Annotated in this window: 12 protein-coding genes; 10 read left to right on the top strand and 2 right to left on the bottom strand. The window is 59.2% G+C overall.

Annotated features, from left to right (window positions below; translation table 11 throughout):
• Nucleotides 1-180 precede the first annotated feature (180 nt).
• Nucleotides 181-495, top strand: coding sequence for a hypothetical protein (locus ACTG4B_RS01820; protein WP_439153965.1), 315 nt, complete (start codon nt 181-183; stop codon nt 493-495).
• A 15-nt stretch (nt 496-510) separates the two neighbouring features.
• On the opposite strand, the gene ACTG4B_RS01825 is transcribed toward ACTG4B_RS01820, so the two are convergent.
• Nucleotides 511-1,266: a sulfite exporter TauE/SafE family protein gene (locus tag ACTG4B_RS01825; RefSeq protein ID WP_439153966.1), complete on the bottom strand. Its 756-nt coding sequence runs from the start codon at nt 1,264-1,266 to the stop codon at nt 511-513.
• A gap of 162 nt (nt 1,267-1,428) precedes the next feature.
• Here ACTG4B_RS01825 and mdh point away from each other — a divergent pair, with 162 nt between their 5' ends.
• From mdh to ACTG4B_RS01870, 9 genes are all read left to right on the top strand, one after another.
• Entirely contained in the window at nt 1,429-2,391 is a 963-nt protein-coding gene (gene mdh / locus ACTG4B_RS01830) for a malate dehydrogenase (protein WP_439153967.1), read from the top strand.
• 280 nt (nt 2,392-2,671) lie between these two features.
• Complete coding sequence (sucC, locus tag ACTG4B_RS01835) at nt 2,672-3,865, top strand: ADP-forming succinate--CoA ligase subunit beta (RefSeq protein WP_439153968.1); 1,194 nt, start codon at nt 2,672-2,674, stop codon at nt 3,863-3,865.
• Nucleotides 3,866-3,948: 83 nt separating this feature from the next.
• Nucleotides 3,949-4,830: a succinate--CoA ligase subunit alpha gene (gene sucD / locus ACTG4B_RS01840; RefSeq protein ID WP_439153969.1), complete on the top strand. Its 882-nt coding sequence runs from the start codon at nt 3,949-3,951 to the stop codon at nt 4,828-4,830.
• 78 nt (nt 4,831-4,908) lie between these two features.
• A complete protein-coding gene (locus ACTG4B_RS01845) occupies nt 4,909-7,869 on the top strand; it encodes a 2-oxoglutarate dehydrogenase E1 component (RefSeq protein WP_439153970.1) in 2,961 nt (986 codons plus the stop codon).
• Complete coding sequence (odhB, locus tag ACTG4B_RS01850) at nt 7,866-9,071, top strand: 2-oxoglutarate dehydrogenase complex dihydrolipoyllysine-residue succinyltransferase (RefSeq protein WP_439153971.1); 1,206 nt, start codon at nt 7,866-7,868, stop codon at nt 9,069-9,071. The genes ACTG4B_RS01845 and odhB overlap by 4 nt, the downstream gene beginning before the upstream one ends.
• A gap of 117 nt (nt 9,072-9,188) precedes the next feature.
• Complete coding sequence (locus ACTG4B_RS01855; protein ID WP_439153972.1) at nt 9,189-9,575, top strand: MAPEG family protein; 387 nt, start codon at nt 9,189-9,191, stop codon at nt 9,573-9,575.
• 4 nt (nt 9,576-9,579) lie between these two features.
• Nucleotides 9,580-9,990 carry an MAPEG family protein gene (locus ACTG4B_RS01860; RefSeq protein WP_439153973.1) on the top strand — a complete coding sequence of 137 codons (411 nt, stop codon included), beginning with the start codon at nt 9,580-9,582 and terminating at the stop codon, nt 9,988-9,990.
• 18 nt (nt 9,991-10,008) lie between these two features.
• Nucleotides 10,009-11,397: a dihydrolipoyl dehydrogenase gene (gene lpdA / locus ACTG4B_RS01865; RefSeq protein WP_439153974.1), complete on the top strand. Its 1,389-nt coding sequence runs from the start codon at nt 10,009-10,011 to the stop codon at nt 11,395-11,397.
• A 169-nt stretch (nt 11,398-11,566) separates the two neighbouring features.
• Nucleotides 11,567-12,406, top strand: a complete 840-nt coding sequence (locus tag ACTG4B_RS01870) for a TerB family tellurite resistance protein (RefSeq protein ID WP_439153975.1) — start codon at nt 11,567-11,569, stop codon at nt 12,404-12,406.
• On the opposite strand, the gene ACTG4B_RS01875 is transcribed toward ACTG4B_RS01870, so the two are convergent.
• Entirely contained in the window at nt 12,396-13,046 is a 651-nt protein-coding gene (locus ACTG4B_RS01875) for a GntR family transcriptional regulator (RefSeq protein WP_439153976.1), read from the bottom strand. The two genes, ACTG4B_RS01870 and ACTG4B_RS01875, sit on opposite strands and share 11 nt — an antisense overlap.
• Nucleotides 13,047-13,070 lie beyond the last annotated feature (24 nt).

A 13,070-nucleotide genomic window follows, 5' to 3' on the forward strand; every position in this document is an offset into this window, starting at 1 on the left:
AATAATGTTGCGTGAAAAAGGCCAGAAAAGCGCCATTCATTCAAGGGCTGATTGCCGCATTGCAGCAACGGCCATCGTTACGGTGCGTTAACCAATTTGCGGCAAATTGATTTCAAACTGTCCACCACTTGCTGACCGCCAGCGAAACGCCGCGGTCCCCATTGCATCAAGGTGAATGAAATGAAACGCAATCTGTTCCTTCTGTCCTTTGGCATCGGCGCGATGCTGCTGGCAGCCAATCACGCGCAAGCGCAGGCGCGCAGCTGCGCCGATCACGGCACCGTCGTGGCGCGTCTGTCCGAACATTATGGCGAAAGCCGCCAATCCATCGGGTTGGGCGATGACAATACACTGGTCGAGGTGTTTGCATCCATGGATACCGGAAGCTGGACCATCACGGTGACAACGCCGGGCGGGCCGACTTGCCTTGTCGCCGCCGGTCAGGCGTTCCAGCAGTTGAACGACGCCCTGCCCGGCATCGAACAGGGCGCGTGAGCCGGCACATGCGAATCACGTCAGCGCCAGCCAGATCAGCCGCAGCCCCGTCACCACCAACAATACATAGGTAATCGCGAAAAACAGCCGTTCGGGCACCAGATGATGCGCGCGCACGCCAATAAGCGCCCCGACCACGGCAAAAGGCGCCAGTGCGATGCTGCCCATCAAGGTGTCCCAGCTGAAAATCCCCAGATAGGCATAGGGCAAGACCTTGATCCAGTTGATCGCCCAGAACGTGATAACGGTGGTCGCCTGATAGGTTGTCTTGGCCATCCCCTGCGACAACAGGAAAACGGCCACCGGCGGGCCACCGGCATGACTGATGAAACTGGTGAACCCGGCCACAAGGCCCGCAACCCACGCGAAAAGCTGCGAAAACGCGATGTGCGGTACTTTCAGCCAGCCCCTTGCGCGGCTGACCTGAAACGCGACAAACGCAAGACAGATTACACCGATCAGCAGGCGGAACATATCCGCATCCACAAAGGCATAGATCAGCGCAGCAATCGCGATCCCCGGGACCGCACCAACAATCACTCCCTTGGCCGAGGGCCAGTGCCATTGTCGCCAATAAGGTTTCAGCGTGGCCGCGTCGATCACCATCAAAAGCGGCAAGACGATCCCCAATGCGGCCCCCGGCGGCACGACAAGCGCCAGAATCGCACCCCCGACAAATGCTGCACCAGATCCGAAACCACCTTTGGATATTCCGGCAAACATGATTGCAGGAATGCCCACAGCAAAGAATTGCCAATCAAATTCAAGCACATCACGCCCCTATAACGTCTGTTGTTTGCACTTCGTTACTGCGCAGCCGCGCCATTGACCACGCTGTAATTTGTGATGCCGCAGCGCAGCACCCTTGCCAGCGGCCCGTCAAAGGCTTACCCCCACGGCCAAATCCAAACCACACCAGAGGATCAAAGTTCCATGGCCAGACCCAAGATTGCCCTTATCGGCGCCGGACAGATCGGCGGCACGCTCGCGCACCTCGCCGCTGTCAAAGAGCTCGGCGATGTTGTGCTTTTCGACATTGCCGAAGGTTTCCCCCAAGGCAAGGCGCTTGATATCGCCGAATCCGGACCGTCGGCAAAATTCGACGGCAGCTTCAAGGGCACCAACGACTATGCCGATATCGCAGGTGCCGATGTCTGCATCGTGACCGCAGGTGTGCCGCGCAAGCCCGGCATGTCGCGTGATGATCTGCTGGGGATCAACCTCAAGGTCATGAAATCCGTGGGCGAAGGCATTGCGGCCCATGCGCCCGACGCTTTTGTCATCTGCATCACCAACCCGCTGGATGCGATGGTCTGGGCACTGCGCGAATTTTCCGGCCTGCCCGCCGAAAAGGTCTGTGGCATGGCCGGTGTGCTGGACAGCGCACGGTTCCGCCATTTCCTGGCTGAGGAATTCAACGTTTCCATGCGCGATGTGTCGGCCTTTGTACTGGGCGGCCACGGCGACACGATGGTGCCGCTGACCCGTTATTCCACCGTCGCCGGCATTCCCCTGCCCGATCTGATCGAGATGGGTTGGACCACACAAGACAAACTGGACGCCATTGTGCAGCGCACCCGTGACGGAGGTGCCGAAATCGTCGGCCTGCTGAAAACCGGTTCCGCATTTTATGCGCCTGCCACCTCTGCCATCGAAATGGCCGAGGCTTATCTGAAAGATCAGAAACGCCTGCTGCCCTGTGCCGCCCATGTCGAGGGCGCCTATGGTCTTGATGGGTTCTATGTCGGCGTGCCGACAATCATCGGCGCCGGTGGCATCGAGCGGGTGGTCGAGATCAAGATGAACAAGGCCGAACAGGCAATGTTCGACAAATCCGTCGATGCGGTCAAAGGCCTGGTCGCTGCCTGCAAGGAAATCGACAGCAGCCTTGCCTGATCTGGTCGCCCATTGAACACCAAAGGGTCGCCCACGGGCGGCCCTTTTTCGTTACGCGCATCACACGGCAGAGTCGGACCACGGTGAATTTTCAGCGATCCCGCTCCCGAATCTCGAGAAGTTGACGAGAGCGCGTTTCAGGGCCGTCATTTGTGATCACACCCTGAAAAACTGTGATCACAAATGTTCGAATATTCATGTGTAATGGTGATTTCGGTTAGAAACTGTTCATAGGCTGTGTTTTAGATAGGGCAATCGAAGCCAAATTGGACATGTCCCTATGAACATCCACGAATATCAGGCCAAAGCCCTGCTGCGCAGCTATGGCGCCCCTGTTTCCGACGGTCGCCCTGTCACACGCGCAGAAGAAGCCAAATCTGCCGCAGGCGAACTTGACGGCCCGCTGTGGGTTGTCAAGGCGCAGATCCACGCAGGTGGCCGCGGCAAAGGCAAGTTCAAGGAAGCCGATGCAGGCGAAGCAGGCGGTGTGCGGCTTACCAAATCTGTTGAGGAAGCAGCGACCGAGGCGAAACGCATGCTGGGCCGCACATTGGTCACGCATCAGACCGGTCCGGCAGGCAAACAGGTCAACCGCATCTACATCGAGGACGGTTCCGGGATCGAAACGGAAATGTATCTTGCCCTTCTGGTGGATCGCGCAACCAGCCGCATCGGGTTCGTCTGTTCGACAGAGGGCGGAATGGACATCGAGGAAGTCGCCGCATCGACCCCTGAAAAAATCCTGAACTTCACCGTGGACCCCGCCACCGGCTACCAGCCGTTCCATGGCCGCCGGGTGGCCTTCGCGCTGGGCCTGACCGGTCCGCAGGTCAAACAATGCGTGACGCTGATGGGGCAGCTTTACAAGGCGTTCACCGAAAAAGACATGGAGATGCTGGAAATCAACCCGCTGATCGTGACAGACAAGGGCGATCTGAAGGTGCTGGATGCCAAGGTATCGTTCGACGGCAACGCGCTGTATCGCCACGCCGACATCGCCGCCCTGCGCGACGAAACCGAGGAAGACTCCAAGGAGCTGGAAGCGTCGAAATACGATCTGAACTATATCGCACTGGACGGTGAAATCGGCTGCATGGTCAACGGCGCGGGCCTGGCCATGGCGACGATGGACATCATCAAACTTTACGGGGCCGAGCCTGCCAACTTCCTTGATGTGGGCGGTGGCGCGACCAAGGAAAAGGTAACCGAGGCGTTCAAGATCATCACATCCGACCCCAACGTCAAAGGCATTCTGGTCAACATCTTTGGCGGCATCATGCGCTGCGACGTCATCGCCGAAGGCGTGGTGTCGGCTGTGAAAGAGGTGGGCCTGAAGGTTCCACTCGTCGTGCGTCTGGAAGGCACGAACGTCGAAAAGGGCAAAGAGATCATCAACAACTCCGGCCTTGACGTCATCGCCGCCGACGACCTGAAAGACGGCGCACAGAAGATCGTGAAAGCCGTCAAAGGTTAATCGTAGGGCGGGGTTCACCCCGCCGTGCTCCCTCATCGGTGGGGTGAACCCCACCCTACAGCAAGATTTCCAAGGAGGCCCACATGGCCATTCTCGTCAACGAAAACACCAAAGTCATCTGTCAGGGCCTCACCGGTTCGCAGGGGACATTCCACTCGGAACAAGCGATTGCCTATGGCACCAAGATGGTCGGCGGCGTGACCCCCGGCAAGGGCGGGCAGACACACCTTGACCTGCCGATCTTCAACTCGGTCCACGAGGCCAAGCATGTAACCGAAGCCAACGCATCGGTCATCTATGTGCCCCCGCCGTTTGCCGCGGACAGTATCCTTGAGGCGATCGACGCCGAAATGGAACTGATCATCTGCATCACCGAAGGCATCCCCGTGCTGGACATGATGAAGGTCAAGCGCGCGCTGGAAGGGTCGAAATCGCGTCTGATCGGGCCAAATTGCCCCGGTGTCATCACGCCTGACGCCTGCAAGATCGGCATCATGCCCGGCCATATCCACAAGCGCGGGTCGGTCGGCGTTGTGTCCCGTTCCGGCACGCTGACCTATGAAGCGGTCAAGCAGACCTCTGACAGCGGCCTTGGCCAGTCCACCGCCGTGGGCATCGGCGGCGACCCGATCAAAGGGACCGAACATATCGACGTGCTGGAAATGTTCCTTGCCGATCCTGAAACGCAATCCATCATCATGATCGGCGAAATCGGTGGCTCCGCCGAGGAGGATGCCGCCCAGTTCCTTGCCGACGAACGCAAGGCTGGCCGCTGGAAACCCACCGCCGGTTTCATCGCCGGGCGCACGGCCCCTCCGGGCCGCCGCATGGGTCACGCCGGTGCGATTGTCGCGGGTGGCAAAGGCGACGCGGAATCCAAGATCGAAGCGATGAATGCCGCGGGCATTGTCGTGGCCGACAGCCCCGCAACACTGGGCGAGGCTGTGCTGAAAGCGATCGGGTAGGTCGGGGATCATCCCGACACACCGACCTGCGGGCGGGGGCTCGTCCCTGCCCGTCCGTATGAAACCAAGGGTGCGACCATGACCGACCAATCCCCGAATGACGTCTTCCATGCTTCCAGCTTTTTGCAGGGGCATAACGCCGAATATGTGGAACAGCTGTATGCCCGCTATGCCGACAACCCCGGCGCGGTCGATGAAAGCTGGCAAGCGTTTTTCCGCAGCCTTGGCGACAGCCCCGCAGATGCGCAAGCAGAAGCAGCAGGCCCGTCCTGGGCGCGCACCGACTGGCCACCCGTTCCCAATGACGACCTGACTGCTGCCCTTGACGGGCAATGGCCCGCTGAACCCAAGGCCGCCGGCGACAAGATCAAGGCAAAGGCCGCCGACAAAGGTGTGGAACTGTCCGAGGAACAGGTCCGCAACGCCGTGCTCGACAGCATCCGCGCGCTGATGATCATCCGCGCCTACCGCATCCGGGGTCACCTGATTGCCGATCTTGACCCGCTTGGCATGCGCGAAACAAAACCGCACCCGGAACTGGACCCTGCCAACTATGGCTTTACCGCCAGGGACATGGATCGCCCGATCTTTATCGACAACGTTCTGGGCCTCGAAGTCGCCACGATGAACGAGATCATGGCCATCGTTCAGCGTACCTATTGCGGCACTTTCGCGCTGCAATACATGCACATTTCCAACCCCGAAGAAGCCGGTTGGCTAAAGGAACGTATCGAAGGCTACGGCAAGGAAATTGCCTTTACCAAGGAAGGGCGCAAGGCGATCCTCAAGGCGCTTGTCGATGCAGAAGGCTTTGAGAAGTTTTTACATGTCAAATACATGGGCACCAAGCGTTTCGGCCTTGATGGTGGCGAAAGCCTGATCCCCGCGATGGAACAGATCATCAAGCGCGGCGGCCAGCTGGGACTGGAAGAAATCGTCGTCGGCATGCCGCACCGGGGCCGTCTGTCGGTGTTGGCCAACGTGATGGAAAAACCCTACCGCGCGATCTTTAACGAATTTCAGGGCGGGTCGTTCAAGCCCGAAGACGTGGATGGATCGGGGGACGTGAAATACCACCTTGGCGCATCCAGCGACCGGACGTTTGATGACAATACCGTCCACCTGTCACTGACCGCGAACCCGTCCCACCTGGAAGCCGTGAACCCCGTTGTCCTGGGCAAGGTCCGCGCCAAACAGGATCAGAAGAACGACGATGACCGCACCAAGGTAATGGCCATCCTGCTGCACGGTGATGCAGCCTTTGCCGGTCAGGGCGTGGTTGCCGAGGGCTTTGGCCTGTCAGGCCTGCGCGGCCACAAGACCGGTGGCACCATGCATATCGTGGTCAACAACCAGATCGGGTTCACGACCGCGCCGCATTTCTCGCGCAGCTCTCCCTATCCCACGGACATCGCATTGATGGTCGAAGCGCCTATTTTCCACGTCAACGGCGACGACCCCGAAGCTGTGGTGCATGCCGCCCGGGTCGCCACGGAATTCCGCCAGAAGTTCCACAAGGACGTGGTGCTGGATATCATTTGCTACCGCCGCTTTGGTCACAACGAAGGCGACGAGCCGATGTTCACCAACCCGGTGATGTACAAGAAGATCAAGAAACAAAAGACCACGCTGACGCTCTATACCGAGCGGCTGGTGAGAGATGGACTGATCCCCGAAGGCGAGATCGAGGATATGAAAGCCGCGTTTCAGGCCCACCTGAACGAAGAATTCGAAGCGGGCAAAACCTATAAGCCCAACAAGGCAGACTGGCTGGACGGGAAATGGTCGCACCTTGACCGCGAAAAAGATGATTATCAGCGCGGCGTGACCGCAATCGACGGGGCCACGTTCAAGGATATCGGGCGCGCGCTGTCCACCGCGCCAGACGGGTTTCCCTTGCACAAGACCGTTGGCCGACTGCTGGAGGCCAAGGCGCAGATGTTCGAAACCGGAACAGGTATCGACTGGGCTACGGGCGAGGCGCTGGCCTTTGGGTCATTGCTTACCGAAGGTTACCCTGTGCGTCTGTCCGGTCAGGACAGCACCCGCGGCACATTCAGCCAGCGACATTCGGCCTTGGTCAATCAGGAAAACGAAGATCGCTACTACCCGCTGAATCACATTCGCAAGGGGCAGGCGCATTACGAGGTCATCGATTCGATGCTGTCGGAATATGCGGTGCTGGGGTTCGAATACGGCTATTCGCTGGCCGAACCCAACGCCCTGACCCTGTGGGAGGCGCAGTTCGGCGATTTCGCCAACGGCGCGCAAATCATGTTCGACCAGTTCATTTCATCCGGCGAAAGCAAATGGTTGCGCATGTCCGGCCTCGTCTGCCTGCTTCCGCATGGCTATGAAGGGCAAGGGCCGGAACATTCCAGCGCCCGTCTGGAACGGTTCCTGACGATGTGCGGCGGCGATAACTGGATCGTGGCGAATTGCACGACGCCCGCAAACTATTTCCACCTGCTCCGCCGCCAGCTGCACCGGACATTCCGCAAACCGCTGATCCTGATGACGCCAAAATCGCTTTTGCGGCACAAGATGGCGGTATCCCGGGCCGAGGAATTCACCACCGGGTCCAGTTTCCACCGCGTTCTGTGGGATGACGCCCAGCACGGCAATTCCGACACGACACTGGCAGCCGATGACAAGATCAAGCGCGTCGTGATGTGTTCGGGCAAGGTTTATTACGACCTGCTGGAAGAACGCGACGCCCGTGGCATCGACGATGTTTATATTCTGCGGTTCGAACAATTCTATCCTTTCCCCGCACAGTCGGCGGTAAACGAACTGGAACGGTTCAAGAATGCCGAAATGGTCTGGTGCCAGGAAGAACCCAAGAACCAGGGCGCATGGAGCTTTATGGAACCCAACATCGAATGGGTTCTGACCCGCATCAAGGCCAAACACACGCGGCCCGCCTATGCTGGGCGCGCCGCGGCAGCCAGCCCTGCAACCGGCCTTGCCAGCCAACACAAAGCACAACAACAGGCGCTCGTGAATGACGCCCTGACCATCGAAGGATCAAAGCAATGACCACCGAAGTCCGCGTCCCCACACTTGGCGAATCCGTGACCGAGGCCACGGTCGCCACATGGTTCAAACAGCCCGGCGATGCCGTGGCCGTCGATGAAATGCTGTGCGAGCTTGAGACAGACAAGGTCACGGTCGAGGTGCCAAGCCCCGTCGCCGGCACCCTGTCCGAAATCGTCGCCGCCGAGGGTGACACCGTCGGCGTTGACGCGCTGCTGGCCCAGATCGCCGAAGGCGATGCGGCACCAGCCCCCAAGGCAGAGGCCACCAAGGAAGCACCAAAGGAAGCACCCAAAGCCGAAGCCGCCCCCGCAGAGGCGAAGAAGGATGTAGAAGACGCCCCGTCAGCCAAGAAGCTGATGGCGGAAAATGATCTGACGGATGTGCAGGGCACCGGCAAGGATGGCCGCGTAATGAAAGAGGACGTGCTGAAAGCCTTGTCCGAAAAATCCGGCGCCCCCGCACCCGCCGCCGCGCCCCGCGCGCCCGTTCCTGCCGCGCAAGCCGACCGCGAAGAACGGGTGAAGATGACCCGTCTGCGCCAGACCATCGCAAAGCGCCTGAAAGACAGCCAGAACACCGCCGCCATGCTGACCACCTACAACGAGGTCGACATGACCGAGGTGATGGCCCTGCGCAACGAATACAAAGACCTGTTTTTGAAAAAGCACGGCGTGAAACTGGGTTTCATGTCCTTTTTCACCAAGGCCTGCGTGCATGCCCTGAACGAGGTGCCAGAGGTCAACGCCGAAATCGACGGCACCGATGTGGTTTATAAAAACTATGTTAACATGGGGATTGCGGCGGGCACGCCCACCGGCCTTGTCGTGCCGGTGATCAACGACGCCGACCAGATGTCATTCGCCAGCATCGAAAAGGCGATTGCCGAAATGGGCGCCAAGGCCCGCGACGGCAAGCTGAGTATGGCTGAAATGCAGGGCGGCACCTTTACCATCTCGAACGGCGGCGTCTATGGCTCGCTCATGTCCTCGCCCATCCTCAATCCCCCGCAGTCGGGGATTTTGGGGATGCACAAGATTCAGGACCGGCCCATGGCAATCAACGGGCAGGTCGTGATCAAGCCCATGATGTATTTGGCCCTGTCCTATGACCACCGGATTGTCGATGGCAAGGGCGCCGTAACATTCCTTGTGCGCGTGAAAGAAGCGCTGGAGGATCCACGGCGGTTGCTGATGGATCTCTAGAAACAAACAGAGCGGCCCCCGTCCCGTCAAACCAAGGGGTTCGGGGCTGCCCGGTTTGGTCGCGCCCCAAGGGCCGTTGACTTGCGTTTGCCGAATTGATCCTCGAAAGGATATGCAATGACTCCAGAACTCCAATATCTCGTTTACGGCGTTATCCTTCTGATCGTGCATGTGCTGGTGCAGGCCACGTTCAGCGACCTGAGCAAGGGACTCGGCTGGGCACTGGGACCGCAGGACGAGAAACGCGAACAAAACTTTATGGCAGGCCGCATAGAACGTGCCTTGCGTAATTATCTGGAAACCTTTCCTGCCTTCGTCGCGCTCGCTTTAATCCTTGCCGTGACCGCACTGGGCAACGCCACATCGGCCTTGGGCGCTGCTGTCTGGTTCTGGGCACGGGTGGCTTATATCCCGGCCTATGCGTCCGGCATCCCCTTGGTGCGGTCCGTCGCGTTTTTTGCATCTTTGGCCGGTCTGGTGATGATGCTCTTGCCGCTGCTGTGACCTGATGACCCCCGAACTCACCGTCCTCACCCTCGCGGGCCTGCTTCAAGGTATCCAATTCGTCCTGATGTCCGTGCCCGCGAACCTCGAACTTGGCCCCGCCAAAACAGCCGGGCCGCGTGACCCAGATCGCCTTGGCAAACCGCTGATCGAACAGGTCAGCCCGAAAACGGGTCGCCTGTTCCGCGCGCTGAATAACCATTTCGAGGCGCTGATCCTGTTCACCATCGCCGTCGTCGTCATCAGCCTTGGTGACAAGAACACCGGGTTTTCCGCAGCCTGCGCCTGGACCTATCTGGGTGCGCGCGTCTTTTATATCCCCGCCTATTATTTCGGCCTCACCCCCTGGCGATCGCTGGTCTGGTTTGTGGGGTTCCTCTCAACCATGCTCATGTTACTGTCAGCCCTGATCTGACACCCAAAGGAGACACCCATGTCCAGCTATGATGTCATCGTAATCGGTGCCGGCCCCGGCGGCTATGTCTGCGCGATCCGTTGCGCCCAACTGGGCATGAAGGTGGCCTGCGTCGAGGGCCGCGAAACGCTGGGCGGCACCTGCCTGAACGTGGGCTGCATCCCGTCCAAGGCAATGCTGCACGCCACCCATCTGCTGCATGAGGCCGAACATAACTTTGGCACCATGGGGCTGAAGGGCAAGGCGCCCTCGGTCGACTGGAAACAGATGCTGGCCTACAAGAACGACACGATTGCCCAGAACACCGGCGGCATCGAATTTTTGTTCAAAAAGAACAAAGTAGACTGGATCAAGGGCTGGGCCACCATCCCCCAGGCAGGCAAGGTCAAGGTCGGCGATGACGTCCACGAAGCGAAACATATCGTCGTCGCCACAGGGTCAGAGGCCGCGATCCTGCCCGGTGTCGAGGTCGATGAAAAAACGGTCGTGACATCCACCGGTGCGCTGGAACTTGGCAAGATTCCGAAAACACTGGTCGTCATCGGCGCGGGTGTGATCGGGCTGGAACTGGGGTCTGTTTATGCCCGTCTGGGCGCGGATGTGACCGTCGTCGAATACCTTGACGGCATCACCCCCGGAATGGATGCCGAAATCGCGCGTCAATTCCAGAAGATGCTGACCAAACAGGGGCTGAAATTCATTCTCGGGGCCGCGGTGCAAGGTGTCGCCGTCAAAAGCAGCAAGGCGACTGTCACGTATAAGCTGCGCAAGGATGACAGCGAACACGCCCTCAAGGCCGACACCGTGCTGGTCGCGACGGGGCGCAAACCCTTTACCGAGGGGTTGGGACTTGATGCACTGGGGGTTGATGTCACGGACCGTGGTCAGGTCAAGACCGATAGGAAATATGCGACCAATGTCGCAGGCATCTATGCCATCGGAGACACGATCACAGGGCCCATGCTGGCGCATAAGGCCGAGGATGAAGGCATGGCCGTCGCCGAGGTTATCGCCGGTCAGCATGGCCATGTGAATTATGGCGTGATCCCCGGCGTGATCTATACCCACCCCGAGGTCGCCAATGTCGGCGAAACCGAGGAAACCCTGAAAGAACAAGGGCGTGCCTATAAGGTTGGTAAATTCCCCTTTATGGGCAATGCCCGCGCCAAGGCGAACTTCGCGGGCGAAGGTTTCGTGAAAATTCTGGCTGACAAGGAAACCGACCGCATATTGGGTGCCCATATCATCGGGCCGATGGCGGGCGACCTGATACACGAAATTTGCGTCGCCATGGAATTCGGCGCCGCCGCAGAGGATCTGGCGCGCACCTGTCACGCGCACCCAACCTATTCCGAAGCCGTGCGCGAGGCCGCGCTTGCTTGCGGTGATGGCGCCATTCACGCGTGATTTATCGTGGCGGGGCAGGTAAGATCTGCCTCCGTGACGCGCAACATTCATCGAATTGGGCGCGCATTGTCCCGAAATTCGATGCAGTGCGCGTCGCAAGACACCATAACGGTGCCATATTTTTAGCGTTCTACTTACGAGGTATCGAGTAAACTTATCCGAGAATATAATGAAAAAGCTTGTTTTTGCGATGCTGCTGGTGGTTGGTTCCAGCCTGCCGGCGCATGCGTTGACAGGCGAAATTGGGCTGACGCAGCAGCTTGAATTTGTCTCCAGCACGCAGATTGCGGGGGCAAACGGGGAAAATCTGGCGCTTTGCTATGTAACGCGCAGCTTTCGGCTGTTTCGTCATCCCTTGACCAATGATGTTCTGCGGTACGCGCTCTCGGATGACAACTGCAAGACCGAAGATCGGCCCATGACCACCGATCAGATGATCACTGCGCAGTCGCTCGACCTGATTGCGGCAGACATTCCTGCAGTCGCCCGCAACAGCCTTGAACGCAATCTCCAGACTTATGGCCTGCTTGCGGCTGTCGGGCTTGGGTTGTTTGCAGTGATCTGGCGGCGGTCGCGATCTCTGCTGGGGTATGATCCCAAAGGTCCGATGCGCAACAAGGCCGCGCTCAGGATCGTTTCCGTGATGTGCCACGCTGCCAAATGCGACGGGCTGGTCGGTTCAAATGAACTGCGCCTGATCGGTCGCGCCGCCAAGCGACTGACGCGACGAAACTTTCCGACAGCCGATATCATTCATATGGCAGACCATGCCGTTCTGGACCTTGATACCAAGGATTATATCGGTTTCGGCGCAGGTCTGCGCGATCGTGAAAAAGATGTGATGGTCTATGCGGCCCTGCTGATTACCATGCACAGTGGGCGTATGCTGCCGGCAGAATATGAATTCGTGACGGAACTGGCCTATGGGCTTGGCATGCCGGCACAGGATTTCCGCCGTCTGCTGAACTTGGTCCTTGCCGAGCTGGACCACTACACCGCTATCCCTTGAGCATCCGCAAACCCTGCGTCGCGTCTGTGCGCACGGCCAAACGCAGACCGGGTTCATCGCCGGCCTTCAAGGCCGCCAGGATCAGCTTGTGGTGATAGGGGGGTTCCTTGCGGTTCAACCGGCCATAAAGTGCGCACATGGTCGGCCCAAGCTGAAGCCAGACCGTTTCCGTCATCGCCAGCATCGCCGGGGCCTGCGCGCGCAGATAAAGCGTGCGATGAAATTCAAGGTTCATCCGGATATAGCCTGCCGCATCATGTCGCGCGATCATCTGGCTGACGCCGCTGTTGATCGTCTCAAGCCGGTCAATCAGCGCCAGATGCGCACGGGGCAGCGCACGCGAGGCTAGCTCTGATTCCAACAGCGCACGCAGGGTCGCGAGTTCCTCGATCCGATCATTCGACAGGGCTGGCGTGGATACCCGCCCGGACGAAGACAGCGACAGCGCCCCTTCGGCGACCAACCGGCGCACGGCCTCGCGCGCGGGGGTCATTGACACATCATAGGTCTTGCCGATCCCGCGCAAGGTAAGGGCCGCGCCGGGGGCGATCTCTCCGTGCATGATACGGGTGCGCAACGCGCGATAAACCCGTTCGTGGGCAGCCGTCGATGGATCAATAGGGCGGGGTTGAATTAGCATCGCACAGTATGTGATCACAAAACC

Origin of the sequence: Yoonia sp., from assembly GCF_965660735.1 — a bacterium.
In the GTDB taxonomy this organism is placed as follows: Bacteria; Pseudomonadota; Alphaproteobacteria; order Rhodobacterales; family Rhodobacteraceae; genus Yoonia.